The organism is Streptomyces sp. E-08 (assembly GCF_049913095.1).
Taxonomy (GTDB): domain Bacteria; phylum Actinomycetota; class Actinomycetes; order Streptomycetales; family Streptomycetaceae; genus Streptomyces.
In genome coordinates this window covers 7,623,546-7,643,638 of the sequence record NZ_CP183971.1, presented here as the reverse complement: position 1 = coordinate 7,643,638, position 20,093 = coordinate 7,623,546, and the positions used below count along the sequence as shown (strand labels likewise).

Annotated in this window: 20 protein-coding genes; 2 read left to right on the top strand and 18 right to left on the bottom strand. The window is 73.7% G+C overall.

All coding sequences use genetic code 11. The features are described 5' to 3' along the window. Nucleotides 1-41 precede the first annotated feature (41 nt). From ACN9MM_RS35105 to hsaA (ACN9MM_RS35065), 9 genes are all read right to left on the bottom strand, one after another. Entirely contained in the window at nucleotides 42-956 is a 915-nt protein-coding gene (locus ACN9MM_RS35105; protein WP_426367794.1) for an alpha/beta hydrolase, read from the bottom strand. Between the two features lie 82 nt (nucleotides 957-1,038). Next, on the bottom strand, nucleotides 1,039-1,803 hold the full coding sequence (locus ACN9MM_RS35100) for a glucose 1-dehydrogenase (RefSeq protein WP_426368907.1): 765 nt from the start codon (nucleotides 1,801-1,803) through the stop codon (nucleotides 1,039-1,041). 68 nt (nucleotides 1,804-1,871) lie between these two features. Further along, nucleotides 1,872-3,551: an FAD-dependent oxidoreductase gene (locus ACN9MM_RS35095; RefSeq protein ID WP_426367792.1), complete on the bottom strand. Its 1,680-nt coding sequence runs from the start codon at nucleotides 3,549-3,551 to the stop codon at nucleotides 1,872-1,874. A gap of 90 nt (nucleotides 3,552-3,641) precedes the next feature. Then, nucleotides 3,642-4,511, bottom strand: coding sequence for a MaoC/PaaZ C-terminal domain-containing protein (locus ACN9MM_RS35090; protein ID WP_426367791.1), 870 nt, complete (start codon nucleotides 4,509-4,511; stop codon nucleotides 3,642-3,644). Next, nucleotides 4,511-4,999, bottom strand: coding sequence for a flavin reductase family protein (locus ACN9MM_RS35085; protein ID WP_426367790.1), 489 nt, complete (start codon nucleotides 4,997-4,999; stop codon nucleotides 4,511-4,513). The genes ACN9MM_RS35090 and ACN9MM_RS35085 overlap by 1 nt, the downstream gene beginning before the upstream one ends. Continuing rightward, nucleotides 4,987-5,880, bottom strand: a complete 894-nt coding sequence (locus ACN9MM_RS35080) for a VOC family protein (protein ID WP_426367789.1) — start codon at nucleotides 5,878-5,880, stop codon at nucleotides 4,987-4,989. Before ACN9MM_RS35080 ends, ACN9MM_RS35085 begins: the two co-directional genes overlap by 13 nt. A gap of 34 nt (nucleotides 5,881-5,914) precedes the next feature. Further along, on the bottom strand, nucleotides 5,915-6,808 hold the full coding sequence (gene hsaD, locus ACN9MM_RS35075; RefSeq protein WP_426367788.1) for a 4,5:9,10-diseco-3-hydroxy-5,9,17-trioxoandrosta-1(10),2-diene-4-oate hydrolase: 894 nt from the start codon (nucleotides 6,806-6,808) through the stop codon (nucleotides 5,915-5,917). A gap of 12 nt (nucleotides 6,809-6,820) precedes the next feature. Next, nucleotides 6,821-7,987, bottom strand: a complete 1,167-nt coding sequence (gene hsaA / locus ACN9MM_RS35070) for a 3-hydroxy-9,10-secoandrosta-1,3,5(10)-triene-9,17-dione monooxygenase oxygenase subunit (RefSeq protein WP_426367787.1) — start codon at nucleotides 7,985-7,987, stop codon at nucleotides 6,821-6,823. Between the two features lie 293 nt (nucleotides 7,988-8,280). Further along, entirely contained in the window at nucleotides 8,281-9,450 is a 1,170-nt protein-coding gene (gene hsaA, locus ACN9MM_RS35065) for a 3-hydroxy-9,10-secoandrosta-1,3,5(10)-triene-9,17-dione monooxygenase oxygenase subunit (RefSeq protein WP_426367786.1), read from the bottom strand. Between the two features lie 180 nt (nucleotides 9,451-9,630). Here hsaA (ACN9MM_RS35065) and ACN9MM_RS35060 point away from each other — a divergent pair, with 180 nt between their 5' ends. Then, nucleotides 9,631-10,512 carry an IclR family transcriptional regulator gene (locus tag ACN9MM_RS35060; RefSeq protein WP_426367785.1) on the top strand — a complete coding sequence of 294 codons (882 nt, stop codon included), beginning with the start codon at nucleotides 9,631-9,633 and terminating at the stop codon, nucleotides 10,510-10,512. A 60-nt stretch (nucleotides 10,513-10,572) separates the two neighbouring features. On the opposite strand, the gene ACN9MM_RS35055 is transcribed toward ACN9MM_RS35060, so the two are convergent. The 9 genes from ACN9MM_RS35055 to ACN9MM_RS35015 all read right to left on the bottom strand — a co-directional run bounded on the left by ACN9MM_RS35055 (nucleotide 10,573) and on the right by ACN9MM_RS35015 (nucleotide 19,235). Next, entirely contained in the window at nucleotides 10,573-11,349 is a 777-nt protein-coding gene (locus ACN9MM_RS35055) for an SDR family oxidoreductase (RefSeq protein ID WP_426367784.1), read from the bottom strand. Between the two features lie 13 nt (nucleotides 11,350-11,362). After that, nucleotides 11,363-12,409, bottom strand: coding sequence for a 2Fe-2S iron-sulfur cluster-binding protein (locus ACN9MM_RS35050; RefSeq protein ID WP_426367783.1), 1,047 nt, complete (start codon nucleotides 12,407-12,409; stop codon nucleotides 11,363-11,365). Further along, nucleotides 12,402-12,689, bottom strand: a complete 288-nt coding sequence (locus ACN9MM_RS35045) for a hypothetical protein (RefSeq protein ID WP_426367782.1) — start codon at nucleotides 12,687-12,689, stop codon at nucleotides 12,402-12,404. The genes ACN9MM_RS35050 and ACN9MM_RS35045 overlap by 8 nt, the downstream gene beginning before the upstream one ends. A gap of 1 nt (nucleotide 12,690) precedes the next feature. Then, complete coding sequence (locus ACN9MM_RS35040) at nucleotides 12,691-13,845, bottom strand: Rieske 2Fe-2S domain-containing protein (RefSeq protein ID WP_426367781.1); 1,155 nt, start codon at nucleotides 13,843-13,845, stop codon at nucleotides 12,691-12,693. A gap of 30 nt (nucleotides 13,846-13,875) precedes the next feature. Further along, nucleotides 13,876-14,898 (bottom strand): 4-hydroxy-2-oxovalerate aldolase, encoded by a 1,023-nt coding sequence (gene dmpG / locus ACN9MM_RS35035; RefSeq protein WP_426367780.1) that lies wholly within the window; start codon nucleotides 14,896-14,898, stop codon nucleotides 13,876-13,878. 12 nt (nucleotides 14,899-14,910) lie between these two features. Next, nucleotides 14,911-15,822, bottom strand: coding sequence for an acetaldehyde dehydrogenase (acetylating) (locus tag ACN9MM_RS35030; RefSeq protein WP_426367779.1), 912 nt, complete (start codon nucleotides 15,820-15,822; stop codon nucleotides 14,911-14,913). A gap of 7 nt (nucleotides 15,823-15,829) precedes the next feature. Then, nucleotides 15,830-16,612 carry a 2-keto-4-pentenoate hydratase gene (locus ACN9MM_RS35025; protein ID WP_426367778.1) on the bottom strand — a complete coding sequence of 261 codons (783 nt, stop codon included), beginning with the start codon at nucleotides 16,610-16,612 and terminating at the stop codon, nucleotides 15,830-15,832. 908 nt (nucleotides 16,613-17,520) lie between these two features. Further along, nucleotides 17,521-18,432 (bottom strand): SDR family oxidoreductase, encoded by a 912-nt coding sequence (locus ACN9MM_RS35020; RefSeq protein WP_426367777.1) that lies wholly within the window; start codon nucleotides 18,430-18,432, stop codon nucleotides 17,521-17,523. A gap of 26 nt (nucleotides 18,433-18,458) precedes the next feature. Beyond that, nucleotides 18,459-19,235, bottom strand: coding sequence for an SDR family oxidoreductase (locus tag ACN9MM_RS35015; protein ID WP_426367776.1), 777 nt, complete (start codon nucleotides 19,233-19,235; stop codon nucleotides 18,459-18,461). Between the two features lie 78 nt (nucleotides 19,236-19,313). Here ACN9MM_RS35015 and ACN9MM_RS35010 point away from each other — a divergent pair, with 78 nt between their 5' ends. Beyond that, nucleotides 19,314-20,087: an enoyl-CoA hydratase family protein gene (locus tag ACN9MM_RS35010; protein WP_426367775.1), complete on the top strand. Its 774-nt coding sequence runs from the start codon at nucleotides 19,314-19,316 to the stop codon at nucleotides 20,085-20,087. Nucleotides 20,088-20,093: the final 6 nt, after the last annotated feature.

Here is a 20,093-nt window from a genome sequence, read left to right as displayed (position 1 = left end):
GATCGGGTGAGGGGCGGGGCGTACGCGCGCGTGCCGGCGGATCAGGGCGCGGTGAGGGCCTTGCGCAGGGCGGCGAAGGCGGCCGCGCGGGCCTCGGCCGCCGCGGGCAGGGCGCCCGCCATGGAGAGGAAGCCGTGGAACATCCCCGCGTGGTGCCGGGTCTCCACGGGCACCCCGGCGGCGGTGAGGGCCTCCGCGTACGCCAGGCCGTCGTCCCGCAGCGGGTCGAAACCCGCGGTGACGAGCTGGGCGGGCGGGAGCCCGGACAGGTCGGCGCCCGCCAGCGGGGCCGCGTAGGGGCTGGTGCGGTCGGCGGGGGACGACAGGTAGCCGTCCCAGTACCAGCGCAGGTGGTCGGCGGTGAGGAAGTACCCCTGGGCGTTCTCCCGGTGCGAGGGGCGGGAGCGGGTGGGGTCGAGCATCGGGTAGTAGAGCGCCTGGCAGGCGATCTCGGGGCCGCCCCGGTCGCGGGCGAGCAGGGTGAGGACGGTGGCGAGGTTGGCGCCCGCGCTGTCCCCGGCGACGGCGATGCGGCGGCCCGGGAACGTCGCCGCCGTCCAGAGGAGGGCCGTGTAGGCGTCCTCGGGGGCGGCGGGGAAGGGGTGCTCGGGGGCGCGGCGGTAGTCGACGGAGACGACGGTCGCCTCCGTGGCGAGGGCGAGGGAACGGCAGAAGGCGTCGTGGCTGTCGAGGTCGCAGAGGACGAAGCCGCCCCCGTGACAGAACACGATCACGGGGCTGGTCTCGTGGACGCCCGGGTCGTAGACGCGTACGGGCACGCCGTCGGCGTCCTCGTCCGCGACGCGGGCGACGGGCGGGTGGGGGACGTCCGGCCGGGGGCGGGCGGCGAAGAAGGCGCGCACCTCGGCGATGTCCGTCATCTCGGTCGCCAGCGGGGGGAATCCCGCGGTGGCCAGGTCGATGACCGCCTGCACGTCGGGGTCGGGCCGGATCACGCGTCCGCTCCCTTCAGGGTTCGGTTCACTCGTGCTCTCCTTTCGGGGTTTGTTCACGCGTCCGCTCCCTTCGGGGTTCGGTTCACTCGTGCTCTCCCTTCGGGGTGAGGGCCGGCATGCGGCCGGCCGACGCACCGCCGTCCACGGCGAGTTCGGCGCCGGACAGGTACGAGGCGTCGTCGGAGGCGAGGAACGCGACGAGCCGGGCGACCTCCTCGGGCTCCCCCACCCGTCCGAGGGGCGCGGCGGGATGGTCCTTCGTACCCAGGTGGGCGGTCATGGCCGTCGCGATGGCTCCGGGGTGGACGGAGTTGACGCGGATGCCGTCCCCGCCGAGTTCCAGGGCGGCCGTCCTGGTGAGGCCGCGCAGGCCCCATTTCGCGGCTCCGTACGCGCCGTGTCCCCAGATGCCCTGGAGGCCGGCCTGCGAGGAGATGTTGACGATGGAGCCCCCGCCGCTCGCCCGCATCGCGGCGGCGACGGCGCGGATGCCGAGGAACGGGCCCATGAGGTTGACGCGGAGGATCGCCTCCAGGCGGGCCGGGTCCTCGTCGGTGATGAGTGAGGTGGAGTAGACGGCGGCGTTGTTGACGAGGACGTCGAGCCGGCCGAAGGCCTCCAGGGCGGTGTCCACGGCCGCCGCCCAGGACTCCTCGTCGGTGACGTCGTGGCGTACGAAGCGGGCGGCGGCGCCGAGGGAGGCGGCCGTCGCCTCTCCCTCCGCCTCCAGGACGTCGGTGAGGACGACCTTCGCCCCGAGGGCGGCGAAGAGGCGGGCCTCGGCCTCGCCCATGCCGCGTGCCGCGCCGGTGACCAGCGCGACCTTTCCTGTCAGATCGGCGGCCATCAGGGGTTCTCCTCGGTCGGTCGGGGTGACGATCACCGTGCTGCCCCGCAGGTCCGTCACGGGGGCGCTCACCGCGCCCCGGCGGAGCGCGTACGGGAGATGTGGTCGGCTGCGAGCCAGCTGAAGGTCATGGCGGGGCCGATGGTCGCGCCGGGGCCCGGGTAGGTCTCCCCCATGACGGCGGACGAGACGTTGCCGGAGGCGTACAGGCCGTCGATGGCACTGCCGTCCTCCCGCAGGACGCGGGCCGTGGCGTCGGTGACCAGGCCGCCCTTGGTACCGATGTCGCCGGGGTGGACGGGGATCGCGTGGTACGGGCCCTTGTCCAGCGGCGCCAGGTTGGGGTTGGGCAGCGTCGGGTCGCCGTAGTAGCGGTCGTAGACGCTCTCGCCGCGGTGGAAGTCCTCGTCGCGGCCGGTGCGGGCGAAGCCGTTGAAGCGGTCGACGGTGGCGCGCAGCCGCTCGGGGGCGACGCCGATGCGGGCGGCCAGCTCCTCGACGGTCGCGGCCCTCTTCACGAAGCCGCTCTCCAGCCAGGGCTTCGGGAAGGACTGGCCCGGGAAGAGGCCCATGAAGAGGTAGCGGGCCTTCGCGGTGGCGTCGAGGATCAGCCAGGACGGCACCGTGCCCGCCCCGGGCCGGTCGTTCGCGTACATCGCGTCGACGAACTCGTGGTACGGGGCGGCCTCGTTGGCGTAGCGCTCCCCCGCCTCGTTCACGATGACCATGCCGGGGATGCCCCGGTCGGCGACCAGGAAGAACGGCTTGCCCTCGGGGGGCACCACCGACGGCGCGCCCCAGACCCTGTCCATCAGGTCGGTCGCGGCGCCGAGGGCCACGGCCGGTTCCAGGGCGTCGCCGGTCTGTCCTTCGGAGGCGGAGCTCCACGCGGTGGAGGTGGGCGCCGGCAGGTACTTCTCGCGGAGCCGCTGGTCGTGGGAGAAGCCTCCGGAGGCGAGGACGACGCCGCCGTTCGCCCGGACGGTCAGTTCCCGGCCGTCCCTGGTGACGCGGACGCCGGTGACCCGGCCGTCCTCCTCGACGAGCCCGGTCAGCGGGGCGGACAGCCACAGGTCGGCGCCGAGGGCGTCGAGGGAGTGGCGCATGCGGGCGATCAGCGCCTCGCCGAGGGACAGCGGCTCCTGGCCGGAGAGCCGGGCCCTGACCGCCTGGGCGCCCACCTTGACGGCGGTGCGGCGGCCGGCCCAGGTGCGTCCCACCATGTTCAGCTGCCGGAAGTCCTTGGAGGTGATGGTGAGGCCGTACGTGGGGAGTCCGGCGCGCCGCATGGTGGCGCGCTGCTCGGGGCCGAGCTTCCGGAAGTCGAAGACCTGCGGTTCGACGGAGCGGCCCTGCGGGTAGCCGCCGAGCCGCTCGGGGTAGTAGTCGGAGTAGCCGGGGGTGTAGACGAAGCGCACGGCCGTGCGGTCGTGGAGCTCGCGCACCATCCGCGGTCCGTGGGTGACGTAGGCGTCCTTGCGTGCGGCGGGGACCCGGTCGCCGACCGTGGCGTCCAGGTAGGCGCGGGCCTTCTCGGGGGTGTCTCCGAGCCCGGCCTCGTCCAGGTGGAAGTTGTCCGGGACCCAGATCGCGCCGCCGGACAGGGCGGTCGAGCCGCCGTAGACCTCGGTCTTCTCCACCACCAGGGCGGTCAGGCCGCGCAGCCGGGCGGTGAGGGCCGCGGCCATGCCGGCGGCGCCGGAGCCGACGACCACCACGTCGTACGTGTGGTCCCACGTGTCGTTCATCGCGTTCTCCCTGGTCGTGACAGGGCCTGTCCGGCAGGCCCTGGGTGGGTCGGCGGCCGGGGCGGACCGTCCTCCGCCCCGGCCGCCGGGTCATCGCGCGGTGATCCGCGCGTCGGTGAGGACTTGCGCGTCGCCTCGGTCGGCCGACGTGGCGGTCAGCCGGTGGCCGTCGGGGGTGTCCCAGACGCGCAGCCGCAGGGTCTCGCCGGGGAAGAAGACCCCGGCGAAGCGGGTGCGGCAGGAGGCGACCGCGCTCGCGTCGCCGCCGAGCAGGCGGTCGGTGACCGCCTTGACCGCCATCCCGAAGGTGCAGAGCCCGTGCAGGACGGGTCGGTCGTGGCCCGCGCCGCGGGCGGTGGCGGGGTCGGCGTGCAGCGGGTTCCAGTCCCCGGTGAGCCGGTAGAGCAGCGCCTGCTGACGGAGCGTCGGGATCTCCGCCACCAGATCGGGGGCCCGGTCGGGCGCGGGAAGGCGCTCGGAGGGACCGCGGTCGCCGCCGAAGCCGCCCTCGCCGTGGACGAAGATCTGGTTGCGCTGGGTGATCAGCGGCTCGTCGTCCTCGCCGAGGAGGGTGGACTCCTGGACGATGACGGCGGCCCTGCCCTTGTCGTACACGGCCGTGGCCCGGGTGACCGCGGTCGCCCGCGCGGCGGCCGGCAGCGGGCGGTGCACGGTGATCTCCTGCCCGCCGTGCAGCACGTGCGCCAGGTCGATGTCGACGCCCGGCAGGTCGAAGACCTGGAAGCCGACGCCTCCGGTGCCGCCCGCGACGACGCCGAAGGTGGGCAGGACCTGGAGGCCCCGCTCGTGTCCTTCGTAGACGTAGCGCAGTTCGCGCGGGTCGGTCTCGGGGCTGCCGGCGCCGAGCGCCAGGTGGTAGAGCCGTACGTCGCGCTCGTCCCAGACGACCTCCGTGCGCACCGGCGGCGCGGAGACCGCCTTCTCGGCGTCGAGGGGCATCAGAAGGCGCCCACGGCGTAGCGGCTGCGGAAGAACAGCAGCGGCCTGCCGTCCTCGCCGGCGTCCAGCGCCACCACCTGGGCGGTCACCAGATGGTGGTCGCCCGCCTCGTACACGGCGTCGAGCTCGCACTCCACGTGGGCCAGCGCCCCTTCGACGCGTACGGTGCGGTGCTCGCCGGTGCTCCAGGGCACCCCGGCGAACTTGTCGGGGCCGCTGCGGCCCAGCGCGGCGCAGGTGGCCCGCTGGTCCTCGGCGAGGATGTTGACGCAGAAGCGGCCCGACCGCTCGATCCTCGGCCAGCTGGTGGAGTTCTTGCCGACGGCCAGCATGACCAGCGGAGGGTCGAGGGAGAGCGAGGCGAAGGACTGGCAGGCGAACCCGACGGGCTCCCTGGTGTCGGCGTCGAGCGACGCCACCACCGTGATGCCGCTGGCGAAGCGCCCGAGGACGTCCCGGAACTCGGAGGGCGGGATCAGCCGTTCCACTGGTGGCCCCAGAAGCTGTCGGCGGTGATCTCCTTCGCGACCCACGTGGCGGGGTCGACGACGAGCCCGTCCCAGCCGTACTCGACCTGGAAGCCGCCGGGGGCCTGGGCGTAGAAGGACACCATGCGGTCGTTGGTGTGACGGCCGAGGCTGGAGGCGATGGGGATGCCCGCGGCGTGCGTGCGGTCGAGGCCGCGGCCCACGTCGTCGAGGGTCTCCAGCTCCACCATGAAGTGGACGATGCCGGGGGGCAGGGCGCCGGGGTAGAGGCCGAGGCTGTGGTGGCGGCGGTTGGGGCTCAGGAAGTGCATCCAGTGGAAGTCCCGCTGCTCGGTGGCGGTCGGGACGGCCTGCGGGGGCAGCTTCATGGAGTCGCGCAGCTGGAAGCCGAGCAGGTTCTCGTAGAAGTCGAGGGCGGCCTCGATGTCCGGCACCGGGAGGACGACGTGGCCGAGGCCCAGGTCGCCGGTGACGAAACGGTTGCCGTACGGGGTGCCGAGCGCGCTGTGGTCCTGGGCCTGGCCCCAGTAGATCTCCAGGGGGTTGCCGCCCGGGTCGGTGACGTGGATCAGGCCCTGGACGCGGCGCTCGGCGAGTTCGGCGGGGTCGGCGGCCTTGACGGCGACGCCGGCCTCCTCCAGCTCCTCGGCGGCGCGGGCGAGGGCGGCGGCGCTCGCCACCTCCCAGCCGGCGGCGAGGAGCCGGTCGCTCTCGCCGGCCTGGATGACGATGCGGTGGGTGCGGTCGTCCAGGCGGAGGCAGAGGGTGTCCTCGGTGGTGCCGGTCGCCTCCACCATGCCGAGGACGTCGAGGGCGTAGCGCCGCCACTCGTCCAGGGTGGTGGTCTCCAGACGGAGGTAGCCGAGAGCACGGATGTCCATGGGGTGCACCTCTTCGGTGGAAGGTTCGGAGGACTCAGTGGGAGAAGAAGTCGACGGCGAGGCGGTTGAACTCGTCCGCCTGCTCGGTCTGGGCCCAGTGGCCGCAGTGCGGGAAGACGTGCAGGCGCGCGTCGGGGATGGTCCTGAGGGCGACCAGGGCGCCGTCGAGGGGGTTGACGCGGTCCTCGCGGCCCCAGGTGAGCAGCACCGGCTGGGTGATGCGGTGGGCCTCGCGCCAGAGCATCGTGTCCTCGGCCCAGGCGGGGTGGGCGAAGGAGGCGCCCATCCGGGCGCTGCCGAGCCGGGTGTCGGGGTCGGTGGCCGAGGCGAAACGCTCCTCGACGAGTTCGTCGGTGACGATGGACGGGTCGTACGCCATGACACCGAGGAAGGCGCGCATCTGCTCCTTGGTGGGCTCGGGCGAGGCGTTGAACTCGAAGAGCCGCTTGATGCCCTCGGTCGGGTCGGGGGCGAAGAGGTTGACGGAGACCCCGCCGGGTCCCATCAGGAGGAGCTTGCCGGCCTTGTCCGGGTGGTTCAGGGCCATGCGGACGGCCGTGCCGCCGCCGAGGGAGTTGCCGATGAAGTGCGCCCGTTCGATGCCCAGTTCGCCCATCAGGGCGGCGACGGCGTCGGCGCTGAAGCTGAAGTAGTCCTTGTCGAGCTCCGGCTTGTCCGAGCGGCCGAAGCAGGGCTGGTCGACGAGGATCGTACGGAAGTGCTGGGCGAGGACGGGGAGGTTGCGGCCGAAGTTGCTCCAGCCGGAGGCCCCGGGACCGCCGCCGTGCAGCATGATCACGACGGGGCCCGCGGCGGCAGCCGCTGGTGTCTCCGTGTCCCGGTCCGCGGGCGCGGCCTCGTGGTAGTGGAGGGTGAGCCCGGCCGCCTTGACGGTTCGGGAGGTCGACTCGTAGGTGAGCTCTGCCATCGTCAACGCCTCTCAGGCCATGGTGTCTTGGATGTCGATGCCGAGCGCGGCCTGCCCGTACATGACCAGTGCCCGCTCGGGGTCGTTGGCGGCGTGGCCGCGGCCGGTGTGGGCGTCGCGCCAGGCGCGCTGGACGAGGCCGGGGCCGGTGCGCATGGCGCTGCCGCCGGAGTTCTCCATGAGCAGGTCGACGGCGGCGACGGAGCGTTCGGTGGCGAGCACCTGGTCGCGGCGGGTGCGGGTGCGCAGCTCCATGGGGATCTCCTCGCCGCGCTCGGCGAGGGCGTACATCTCGCCCATGTTGCGGGTCAGTTGCAGCCAGCTCGCGTCGATGTCGCTGGCGGCGCGGGCGATCCGTACCTGCGCGAAGGGGTCCTCGGCGACCTTCTGCCCGTACGAGACGCGGAACCGCTGCCGGGTGGCCTCGGCGTACGACTCGAAGGCGCCCTCGGCGATGCCGACGATCGGGGTGGAGATGGTGGTCGTGAACACCCCGGCGTAGGGCAGCCGGTAGAGCGGCTCGGGGTTGACCTCGTGACCGGGCACCTTCAGTGAGGTGACGGGACCGAAGCTCAGGGCGCGGTGCTCGGAGACGAAGACGTCCTCGACGACGACGTCGTTGCTGCCGGTGCCGCGCAGGCCGACGGTGTCCCACACGTCGTCGACGCGGTACTCGGACCGGGGGACGAGAAAGGTGCGCATGTCGACGGGGTTGCCCTCGCCGTCGGTGACGAGGCAGCCGAGGAGCGCCCACCGGGCGTGGTCGCAGCCGGAGGAGAAGTGCCACCGGCCGGAGAGCCGGAAGCCGCCGTCGACGGCGGTGGCCTTGCCGGTGGGGGCGTACGAGGAGGCGATGCGGGTCTTGGGGTCCTGGCCCCACACCTCCTGCTGGGCGCGGGGGTCGAACAGGGCGACGTGCCAGGGGTGGACGCCGACGACGGAGGCGACCCAGCCGGTCGATCCGCACGCCTTGGCGATCTCCTTGACCGCCGTGTAGAAGACCACCGGGTCGGCGGCCCGGCCGCCGAAGGCCTTGGGCTGCAGCAGCTGGAAGAAGCCGGTGTCCTCCAGCTCCTTGACGGAGGTGTCGGGCACGCGGCGCAGCGTCTCGGCCTCGGCCGCGCGGTCGCGCAGGGCGGGGGCGAGGTCACGGATCGCTGCCAGGACGTCATCGGCCATGGGGCATCCCCTTTCGGGTCGTGGTGGGGGAATGCCAGGACCGTACGGCGTGCCGCACGGCAGCGAAATGCGCTGCTCCCACTGAGCGGGAACCCCCGCCGGGAACCCCCGCCGGGAGGCTCCGCCGGGACCCCCGCCGGGAGGCTCCGCCGGGTGGGAAGGGGCCGACCCGCCGGTCGGAACGGGGCGACCGGGCCTCCCCGGCCTCCCGGGCCTCCCCAGCCTCCCCGGCCTCCCCGGCCTCCCGGGCCTCCCCGGCCTCCCGGGCCTCCCCGGCCTCCCGGGCCTCCCGGTCAGAGCATGGGGTCGTGGACGTCCATGCCCAGGGCGTCCTGCGCGTAGAGGAGCAGTGCTCGCTCCACGTCGTTGGCGGCCTGGCCGCGGCCGGTGTGGAGGTCGCGCCAGGCCCGCTGCAGGACGTCGTCGCCGACGCGCAGGGGACCGCGGCCGGCGTTCTCCATGAGCAGGTCCACGGCGGTGAGGGCGCGTTCGGTGGCGAGCGCCTGGTCGCGGCGGGCGCGGGCGCGCAGCTCCATCGGGATCTCCGTGCCGCCGCGCGCAACCGCGTACAGGTCGGCCATGTTGCGGGTGAGCTGGAGCCGGGCGGCGTCGATCTCGCCGGCCGCACGGGCGATCCGTACCTGCGCGAAGGGGTCCTCGGCGGCGCGCCGGCCGTGCGGGGCCTTCAGGCGCTCGCGGGCGGCGCCGACCTGGTCCTCGTGGGCGCCCTCGGCGATGCCGACCATCGCGGTGGAGATGGCGGTGGTGAAGACGGCCGCGTAGGGCAGCCGGTAGAGCGGTTCGGGGTGGATCTCCTGGCCGGGGCAGCGCAGCAGGGTCACGGGGCCGTAGCCGAGGGTCCGGTGGGCGGGGACGAAGGCGTCCTCGACGACGATGTCGTTGCTGCCGCTGCCGCGCAGGCCGACGGTGTCCCACACGTCGTCGACGCGGTACGCGGACCGGGGGACCAGGAAGGTGCGCATGTCGACCGGGCGGCCGTCCGCGTCGGTGACGACGCCGCCGAGCAGCGCCCAGCGGGCGTGGTCGCAGCCCGCGGAGAAGTGCCACCGGCCGGAGAGCCGGAAGCCGCCGTCGACGGCGCTGACCTCCCCGGTGGGGGCGTGGGAGGAGCAGATCCGGGTGGAGCCGTCCGCGCCCCAGACCTCCTCCTGCGCCTGTGGGTCGAGCTGGGCCACGTACCAGGGGTGGACGCCGAGGACGGACACGGCCCAGCCGGTCGATCCGCACGCCTTGGCGATCTCGTGCACGGCGGCGTAGAAGACGGCCGGGTCGGCGGCGAGACCGCCGTACGCCCGGGGCTGGAGCAGCCGGAAGAAGCCGGCGTCCGCGAGCTCCTCTACGGAGACGTCGGGGAGCCGGCGCAGCTCCTCCGCCCGGGCCGCGCGGTCGCGCAGGGCGGGGGCGAGGGCGCGGACCGCCGTGAGAACGTCCTCGTCGCGCATGGGCGCCCTCCCGGAATCCGGTCTCGTCGTGCCGTGACGACAGGGAACCTACGCGTTACTGTTCCGAGACGGAACTCCCTCTTCCCAGCGCCTGTCATCCTCTGGCAATCTCCACGCAATACCGGAGATTACGGGCCCGGCCAGGGTCGATCGGCTGTGCTGTCCGTGTGGGAGGTGCCGATGACGACCAGTGCTGTCGAGGCTGTCGAGGCCGGGATGCCGCCTCTTTCCCTGCTGGAGAAGGCGGCGAAGGTGCTGAGCGCCTTCGAGAGCGCGGGGCCGCGGCTCACCCTCACCGAGGTCGTGCAGCGCTCGGGCATCCGCAGGTCGTCCGCGCACCGGATCCTCGATCAGCTGGTGCAGCTGCGCTGGCTGGAGCGCGAGGGCCGCGACTACCGGCTGGGCATGGGCATGCTGGAGCTGGGCGCCATGGCCTCGCACCACAACCGGCTCCGCCGGGCCGCGCTGCCCCATCTGCACGCGCTGCACGAGTCCACCGGCCATCTGGTCCACCTCACCGTCCTCGACGGCTCCGAGGTGGTCTACCTGGAGCGGATCGGCGGCTCGGACGACTCGGTGGTGCCCTCGCGCACGGGCGGACGTCAGCCGGCGTACTGCACGGCCTCGGGCAAGGCGATCCTGGCGTTCGGCGACGGCACGGCGGTGGACCAGGTCATACGGGACGGTCTCCGGCCGCGTACCCCGCGCACCCTCACCCGCCCGGACTCCTTCCGCCGCGAGCTGGCGATGACGCGGGAGCGCGGCGTGGCCTTCGACCACGAGGAGGGGTACCGGGGGGTGTTCTGCGTGGCCGCTCCGCTGCGCGGCGCGGGCCGGGCGATCGCGGCGGTCTCGGTGAGCGGCCACGGCGTCCACCGGGAGATGGAACGGCTCGCGCCGGCCGTGCGCGGCTGCGCGCGGTCGGTGTGGCAGTCGATGTTCGGGCCGGGACGGCATTCGGAGAAGCGGGACCGGCAGGCCGGTCCGGGGTCCCCCGAGACGCTGCCGCAGCCGTCGATGGACAACATGATGGCCTGGCTGCGCTTCAGCGACTGGATGTGACGCCGCCGTCCCCGGTGCACCCTCCCGGGCGCCGGGGACGGCGGGAGCTCCTCCGGGTGGTCACCAGACGCGGTCGCCGCGCAGGACCGCGTCGGCGCCCCCGTCGACGAAGACCACCTGCCCCGTCACGAGCGCGTTCTCGGGCGAGGCCAGCCACGCGATCAGCGGGGCGATCTGCTCGGGACGGGCGTGGCCGTGCAGGGGCATGGGGACGCTCCGCTCGACGAGCTCCCGCATCCCGGGGTCGTCGAGCAGCGGCCGGGTCAGGGGCGTGACGACCACGCCGGGGGCCACGGCGTTGAGCGGGACGCCCGCGCCGGCCCACGCGTCGGTGGGGGCGGCGCGGCGGACCCAGCGGGAGATCGCCGCCTTGGACGAGGAGTAGACGAGGTGTCCCTCGCCGCGTTCGACGGCGGCGCGGGACGCGGCCACCGCCGCCGTCTCGTCCCCGGCGAGCGCGGCGTCCACGATCGCGCGGTCGGTCGGGTGGACGGAGTCGACGGATCCGACGACCACGGCCCGCGGATCGGTGCCGGCCGCGAGGAGCGGGCGCAGACCGTCGAGCGTGGCCACGGCTCCGAAGTGGTTCACCTTGACGGTGAGGGGATCGAAGTGGGCGACGCCCGCGCAGGAGACGACCGCGTCCAGCCGGCCACCGGTCAGTTCACCGGCGCGGGCGACGAGTTCGGCCCGGCCCTCGGGCGTGGACAGGTCGGCGCGGATGTCGCCGTCGGCGAGGTCCGCGCCGATGACGGTGTGGCCCCGCTCGCGCAGGAGGGCCGCGGTGGCCGCGCCGATGCCGGAGGCCGCTCCGGTGACCAGACAGGTTCGGGACATGGCGGATTCCTCGTCAGGAGTAGGTGATCTCGACCCGGTCGGTGAGCGGGACGGCCTGGCAGGCCAGGACGTATCCCTCGGCGATGTCCCGGTCGTCCAGGACGTCGTTGCGGAGCATCGTGACCTCGCCCGCCACGACCCGGCAGGTGCAGGCGCTGCAGGCGCCCTCCCGGCAGGAGTACGGGGCGTCCACGCCGGCGGCCAGGAGCACGTCGAGCAGGGGTGCCGCCGCGGGCCAGGCGACGGTGTGGGTCTCGCCGTCGAGTTCGATCTCGGCCGAGGCCCCGCCCGCCGCCGCCGTGTCCACCGCCACGGCGGGGGCGTCGAAGACGTCCGCGCCGAGGGAGAAGAACCGTTCCCGGTGGATGCGGTCGCCGGGCGCGCCGAGCGTGCGCAGGGCCTGCTCGACGGCGTCCATGAGCGGCTGCGGGCCGCAGACGAAGGCCTCGCGGCCGGCGTAGGGCGCGAGCGCGGCGGCCAGCCGGTCCACGGAGGGCAGGCCCTGGAGCGACTCCAGCCAGTGGAGCACGAGCAGCCGGTGCGGGTGGTCCTGGGCCAGTGCCCGCAGTTCGTCGCGGAAGACGACCGAGGACTCGTCGCGGTTGGCGTACAGCAGCACCACCCTGCCCCGGCCCTCGGCGAGGGCCGATTTGGCGATCGACAGGACCGGGGTGATGCCGCTGCCCCCGGCGACGAGCAGCAGGTCGCCGTCGAGGGAGTCGGGGGTGAACGTGCCGGCCGGGGGCAGCACCTCCAGTTCGTCGCCCGCCGCGAGACGGTCGCAGACCCAGTTGGAGCCGTACCCGCCGGCGACGCGCTTGACGGTGATCTTCAGGGGCTCGCCGGTGTGGGGCGAGCTGGCGAGGGAGTAGCAGCGGGCGGCCGGCCTCCCGTCCGCCCCGGGCAGCTTCAGGGTGAGGAACTGCCCGGGGCGGTACGTGAAGCGGTCGGCGCTCTCCGGTGGTGCCTGGAGCACCAGGGAGTGCGCGTCGGCCGTCTCGGCGATGACCTCGACGACCCGCAGCCGGTGTGTGCGGGAGGCGGTCGTGGACTCAGGCACCGACGGCCTCCGGGGTGCCGGACTCCAGGGTGCCGGACTCCGAAGTCCCGGACTCCAGGGTGCTCACCGTCAGGGTTCCGTCCTCGACGGCGCGGGCGATGCTCGCCCGCAGGGACCGGCAGGTCCGCATCCGGGCGGTGGTCCCGCCGGGCCCCACCCGGTCGCGGAACTCCGCGCAGGCGACGGCCGCGTCGGCCGTCCACTGCACGGAGGTGTGGGCGACGCTGAACTTCTCGCACAGGACCTGGTTGCCGCAGGCAGCGCACTCCACCGCTCGCATGTCAGGCTCCGGCTTCCGTCTCCGCCGCGCGGCGCGCGAGGTTCTCCTCGACCTCGGCACGCCAGGCCGCGTTGGCGCGCTGTGTGTCGATCTCGAACTCGAATCGGCGGGTCATCTCGTCCTTGACGTCGGCGACGTCGACGTAGAACTGCTCGTACCAGCGGCGGAGCTGGTAGACCGGGCCGTCCTCCTCGGTGAGCAGGGGGTTGTCGATGCGGGTCTTGTTCCGCCAGATCTCCACGTCCTGCTCGAAGCCGACGGTGGCGCCCTCGGCGGTGAGCCGCGCGGCCTCCGCGGCCTGCTCGTCCGTCATCCCGGGGAGCCGCCGCACGATGGCCCCGTACTGGAGCAGGAAGCTGTCGGCGTCGATCGGGTAGTGGCAGTTGATCAGGACGATCTCCATCTCCGCGCCGCCGCCGACGTCGCTGTAGAGGTGGTCGATCATGTAGGAGGGGCCGAAGTAGGAGGCGTCGGAGCGGAGGCGGCCGGAACTCAGGGTGCCCAGTTCCATGTCCCCGCGGGGGCTGCTCTCCATGTACTGCGTGGCGACGTGGCCGTCGAAGACGTTCTTGAAGTACTCGGGGAACGCGTAGTGGACGTAGTAGAAGTGCGCCATGTCCACGACGTTGTCGACGATCTCGCGGCAGTTGGCGCCCTCGACCCGCAGGGTCTTCCAGGTCCAGTCGCTCCACTCGCCGGCGTCCGGGCCGTGGATGCCCGCGATCTCGGGGACGGTGACCTCGGGGGGCGGCGGGTTGCCCTCGGGGTCGTTCCAGACGAAGAGCTGCCCGTTCCGCTCCATGGAGATCCAGGCGCGGGTCCTGGCGCGGGGCGGGACCCGGCGGGCGTACGGGATGCCGGCGCAGCGGCCGTCGCCCGACCAGCGCCAGTCGTGGAACGGGCAGGCGACGGCGTCGCCCTTGACGCTGCCCTGGGCGAGGTTGCCGCCCATGTGGGGACAGTGGGCGTTCAGGACGTGCAGCAGGCCGTCGCCCTGACCCTGGAAGACCACCAGCTTGGTGCCGAAGGCCTCGATCTCGTGCGGCGTGCCGTCCTTGAGGTCCTCTGCGAGGCCGAGGCAGTGCCAGCCCCGGGCGAACCGCGTCGGCGGCGTGCCCGCGTCGATGACCCGGACCTCGTCGTTGAGAGCAGTCATCTCGTCCCTCCTGATTTCTGTCGTGTCGGTTCAGCGCTGTGCGGCGAGTTCGACGGCGATGTCGATGAGCTGGTCCTCCTGGCCGCCGACCAGGCGGCGTTCGCCCGCGCGGAGGAGGATCTCGGCGCCGGAGACGCCGTAGCGCTCGGCCTGCCGGTAGGCGTGCTTGAGGAAGCTGGAGTAGACGCCGGCGTGGCCCATCAGCAGGGCGAGCCGGTCGAGCCGGCACTCGTCGTCCATGACCGGGCGGACGACGTCCTCGGCCGCGTCGATGATCTTCAGTACGTCGATGCCGGTACGGATGCCCATCTTGGCGCAGACGGCGACCAGCGCCTCGACGGCGGTGTTGCCCGCGCCGGCGCCGAGCCGGCGGGTGGAGCCGTCGATCTGCAGGGCCCCGGCCCTGATCGCGGCGATGGAGTTCCCGGTGCCGAGGGCCAGGTTCTCGTGGCCGTGGAAGCCGACCTGGGCGTCGTCGCCGAGCTCGGCGACCAGGGCCTGGACGCGGTCGGTGACGTCGTCCATGACCATGGCGCCGGCCGAGTCGACCACGTACACGCACTGGCAGCCCGCATCGGCCATGACGCGGCCCTGGCGGGCCAGCTTCTCGGGGGTCGTGGAGTGGGCCATCATCAGGAAGCCGACGGCCTCCAGGCCCATCTCGCGGGCGAGTCCGAAGTGCTGGACCGCGATGTCGGCCTCGGTGCAGTGGGTGGCGATGCGGCAGATGTCCGCGCCATTGCCGTGGGCGGCGCGGATGTCGTCCTTGACGCCGAGTCCGGGGAGCATCAGGAAGGCGATCCGCGCGCGCCGCGCCGTGTCTACGGCGACCTTGATCAGTTCCTGTTCGGGTGTCCTGGAGAAGCCGTAGTTGAACGAGGATCCGCCGAGCCCGTCGCCGTGCGTCACCTCGATCACCGGGACGCCGGCGTCGTCGAGGGCGGCGACGACGGACCGGACGTCCTCGGCGGTGAACCGGTGGCGCTTGGCGTGCGAGCCGTCGCGCAGCGAGGAGTCGGTGACGCGGATGTCGAGGGTGTCCGAGTAGGGCATGCGAGGTGCTCCTTACGCGCCGGGAGCGAGGATCGCCTGGGCGAACTCCTCGCCGACCCTGGTGGCGGCGGCGGTCATGATGTCGAGGTTTCCGGCGTAGGGCGGCAGGTAGTCGCCCGCGCCCTCCACCTCCAGGAAGATCGCGACGCGGGCCATCCCGCCGTTCTCGGGGCTCGGGTCGTCGAACTGCGGTTCCGCACGCAGCCGGTAGCCGGGCACGTAGGTGGCGACCTGCTCGGCGATCTCCTTGACGGAGAGGGCGATGGCGTCCCGGTCGGCGTCCTCGGGGACGGCGCAGAAGACGGTGTCGCGCATGATCACGGGGGGCTCGGCCGGGTTGAGGATGATGATGGCCTTGCCGCGCTCGGCGCCGCCGATGGTCTCGATGCCGCGCGAGGTGGTGCGGGTGAACTCGTCGATGTTCGCGCGGGTTCCGGGGCCGGCCGAGACGGAGGCCACCGAGGCGACGATCTCCGCGTACGCCACGGGCACGACGCGGGAGACCGCGTACACCATGGGGATGGTGGCCTGTCCGCCGCAGGTGATCATGTTGACGTTGGGCCGGTCGAGGTGCTCGCGGAGGTTGGCGGGCGGTACGACGGCGGGGCCGACGGCCGCCGGTGTCAGGTCGACGGCCTTGATGCCGAGCTCGGCGTAGCGGGGGGCGTTGGCCCGGTGGACGGAGGCGCTGGTGGCCTCGAAGACGATGTCGGGCCGCTCGTCCTGGGCGAGGAGCCAGTCGACGCCCTCGTGGCTGGCCTCCAGACCGGCGCGGGCGGCGCGGGCGAGGCCCTCGCTGCCGGGGTCGACGCCGACCATCCAGCGGGGTTCGACGTACGCGGAGCGCAGCAGCTTGTGGAGCAGGTCGGTGCCGATGTTGCCGGATCCGACGATGGCGGCGGTCGCCTTTGCCTTGATGGTCATGATCACCTCAGATGAACGAGAGGGAGACGGAGCCGAGGCCGCCGAACCCGGCGGTGAAGGTCGCCCCGGCCGCCACGTCGACGGCCCGGGTGCACGAGCCGGGCAGCACCACGTGCCCCTTCTTCAGGGACACGCCGAAACGGGCGACGGTACGGGCCAGCCAGGCGACGGAGAGGGCCGGATCGCCGAGCACGGCGTCGCTGCGGCCCTCGGCGAGGAGCTCTCCGCCGCTGCTCAGCCGGGCGTCGATCGCCTTCAGGTCGAGCTCGCGGGGGTCCCGGCCCTCGCCGATGACGTATCCGGCGGAGGAGGCGTTGTCCGCGATGGTGTCGGCGATGGTGATCCGCCAGTCGCGGATCCTGCTGTCGATCAGCTCCAGGGCGGGCACGACGCGTTCGGTGGCGGCGAGGACGTCCTCGGGGGTGCAGCCCTCGCCGGGCAGGTCGTCGCCGAGGACGAAGCCGACCTCGACCTCGACGCGCGGCCGGCAGTAACGGGCGGCGGTGACGGGGATGTCGGGCCGCAGCTCCATGTCGTGGAGGAGATGGCCGTAGTCCGGTTCGTCCACGCCCATCATGCGCTGCATGACCGGGGAGGACAGGCCGACCTTGTGACCGCGCACCTCCGCTCCGGCCGCGACGCGGTGCCGGATGTTGACGAGCTGGATCTCGTACGCGTCCTCGGTGTCGATGCCGGGGAACGCCTCGGTCAGCGGGGCGATCGGCGTGACACCGTCTTCGGCGGAGCGCAGCAGCTCGGCCGCCTCGAGTCTCTGGCGGTCCGTGAGCATGGCGGGTCCCTCCTGCGGGCGGTTGGGGCTGTCCGGCGAGGCTAGGCGGGGGCGGCGGGCAGGAGGGAGCGCCCGTTCCCGGTGAGCGGGAAACCCTCACGGGGCGGGGTGCGGAGCCCCGCATCGGGGCCGCGCCCGCCCGCTGTTGGTGACGCCCGCCCGTTGCGGGCCGCGCCCGCCCTTTGTGGGCTCGCGCCCGCCCCTTGCGGGTGGCGTCCGCCCGTTGTGGGCCCGCGCGCCCCGCAGTTGTGGGTCCCCGCCCCGCCGTTGTGGGCCGCGGGCCCGGCCCCGCCCGTTGTGGGCAATCGTTCCGCAGGGCGGAACGGGTGGGCACAACGGACGGCGCCCCGTGCCGGGCCCAGGCTTCCGCGCCCTGGCCCGCACCGGATGTGCGCCGCGCAGAAGGGTGCGGGTCCAGGCTCGGAACGCGGAGGCGCCGCGAAGGGCGCCGTCCCGTGTGCCCACCCGTCCCGCCCTGCGGGACACCTGCCCACACGGCGGCGGGGCACCGCCCACACGGCGCGGGCCCACACGGGCGGCGGACCAAGGCGCCGCACAGCGCGGGCGCGGGCCCACACGGCGGCGGGGCACCGCCCACACGGCGCGGGCCCACACGGGTAGCGGACCAAGGCACCGCACAGCGCGGGCGCGGGCCCACACGGCGGCGGGGCACCGCCCACACGGCGCGGGCCCACACGGGCAGCGGACCAAGGCACCGCACAGCGCGGGCGCGGGCCCACACGGCGGCGGGGCACCGCCCACACGGGCAGCGGGCGCGGGCCCACACGGGCAGCGGGCCGAGGGGCCGCGCGGTGCGGGTGCGGGCCCGTACGGGCGTGGGCCCACACCCGTGCGGGCCCGCCGCATAACGGTGGGGCTCACAAGGGCTCGCCCGTGCGCCGCGGGCGTCAGTGCGAGCCGTAGACCGGGTGCGGGGGTTCCGAGGCCGCCAGGAGCTTCAGGGTCGTCTCGCCCGCCTCCGTCGGCGTCCAGCGGGCGCCCTTGTCGGCCGTCGGGCCGGGCCGCCAGCCCTCCATGACCGTGATCCGGCCCGCCTCGGCCTCGAAGACCCGGCCCGTGACGCCGGCCGAGGCCGCGGAGCCCAGCCACACCACGAGCGGGGAGACGTTCTCCGGGGCCATCGCGTCGAAGCCGGCCCCCGTGGGCGCGGCCATCGTCTCGGCGAAGGTCTGCTCGGTCATCCGGGTGCGGGCCGCGGGGGCGATCGCGTTGACCTGGACCCCGTACCGGCCCATCTCGGCGGAGGCGACGAGCGTGAGGCCGACGATCCCGGCCTTGGCGGCGGCGTAGTTGCCCTGGCCGACGCTGCCGAGCAGGCCCGCGCCGGAGCTGGTGTTGATCACGCGGGCCACGGGCTCGCGCCCCGCCTTGGCCTCCGCCCGCCAGTGCGCGGCGGCGTGCTTGAGGGGCAGGAAGTGGCCCTTGAGGTGGACGCGCATGACGGCGTCCCAGTCGTCCTCCCCCAGGTTGACGAGCATGCGGTCGCGCAGGAAGCCGGCGTTGTTGACGAGGGTGTCGAGCCGCCCGAAGGCGTCCAGGGCGGTGGTGACGAGCGAGGCCGCGCCGTCGGAGGTGGCGATGTCGCCGCCGTGGGCGACCGCCTCGCCGCCCGCCGCCGTGATCTCGTCGACGACCTGCTGGGCGGGGCCCGCGCCGCCCCCGGTGCCGTCGAGGCCGACGCCGAGGTCGTTCACGACGACCTTGGCGCCCTCGGCGGCGAAGGCGAGCGCGTGCGCGCGGCCGAGGCCGCGGCCCGCGCCGGTGACGATGACGACGCGTCCGTTGCACAGTCCGGTCATGGTGGGTGCCTTTCGGTGGGTGGGTTTCAGTGGTTGGCGGTGGCCGCGTCCAGGAAGGCGGGCCGTTCTCCGCCCCCGTGCACGAGCAGGCTGGCGCCGCTGATGTACGCGGCCCGGTCGGAGGCGAGGAAGACGCAGGAGTCGCCGATGTCGCCGGGCTCGGCGAGCCGGCCGAGCGGCACGGTGCGGCCGACGGAGGCGATGCCGTCCTCGTCGCCGTAGTGCAGGTGGGAGAGTTCGGTGCGGACCATGCCGGGGACGAGCGTGTTGACCCGCACCAGGGGCGCCCATTCCACCGCCATGGACCGGGCGAGGTTGTCCAGGCCCGCCTTGGCGGCCCCGTAGGCCGCGCTGCCCGGTGAGGGACGGGTGCCGCTGACGCTGCCGATCATGATGACGGACCCTCCCCCGGGCTGGTGCCGCATGACCTCGTACGCGGCGAGGGAGGCGGTCAGGGGGGCGACGAGGTTCAGTTCGACGACCCGGGCCTGCTGCGCGGCCGACCCCTCGCCGAGCATCCGGAAGGGCGTTCCGCCCGCGTTGTTGACCAGGACGTCCAGCCGTCCGTGGTCCTCGCGCACCCGGTCGAAGAACCCGGCGACGGCGGCCGGGTCGCGCAGGTCCACGGGGAGGAAGCGGGCCGTGCGCCCCGCCGCCTCGACGGGCTTCTCCGGAGCCCGTCGTGCGCAGGTCACGACCTCCGCACCGGCTTCGAGCAGGGCCCGGGTGATCCCGGCGCCGACGCCCCGCGTGCCGCCGGTGACGACGGCGACGGATCCGCTCAGATCGATGGTGACTGGCAAGGGACACCTCCCGCAGCGCGCGAACCGCTGCTATCTTCCACCTAACAAACGTTTGGTGGAAAGGTAGCTGATCTGCTCATGGGTGTCTCCACCTCCGCCCCGGACAAGGGCATCGCCGTCGTCACCGTCGACTTCCCACCGGTCAACGCCCTCCCCGTACAGGGCTGGTACGACCTCGCCGCCGCGGTCCGCGCCGCCGGTGCCGATCCCGAGGTGCGCTGCGTCGTGCTCACCGCGGAGGGCCGCGGCTTCAACGCGGGCGTCGACATCAAGGAGATCCAGCGCACCGCGGGGCACGACGCCCTCCTGGGCGCCAACCGCGGCTGTTACGAGGCCTTCGCCGCCGTCTACGACTGCGAGGTGCCGGTGATCGCCGCCGTGCACGGCTTCTGCCTCGGCGGCGGCATCGGCCTCGTCGGCAACGCCGACGCGATCGTCGCCTCCGAGGACGCGACCTTCGGCCTGCCCGAGCTGGACCGAGGGGCGCTCGGCGCGGCCACCCACCTGGCCCGGCTCGTCCCGCAGCAGCTGATGCGGGCCCTCTACTACACCTCGCGCACGGTCACCGCCGAGGAGCTGCACCGGCACGGCTCGGTCTGGCGGGTCGTCCCGCGCGAGCGGCTGCTCGGCGCGGCGCTCGAACTCGCGCGGGAGATCGCCGCGAAGGACGGACAGCTGATCCGGCTCGCCAAGGCCGCGATCAACGGCATCGACCCGGTGGACGTCCACCGCAGCTACCGCTTCGAGCAGGGCTTCACCTTCGAGGCCAACCTCAGCGGCGTCGCCGACCGGGTCCGCGACGCCTTCGGCAAGGAAGCCACCTCCGGCGAGGACAAGGAGCAGCAGTCGTGAGCAGGG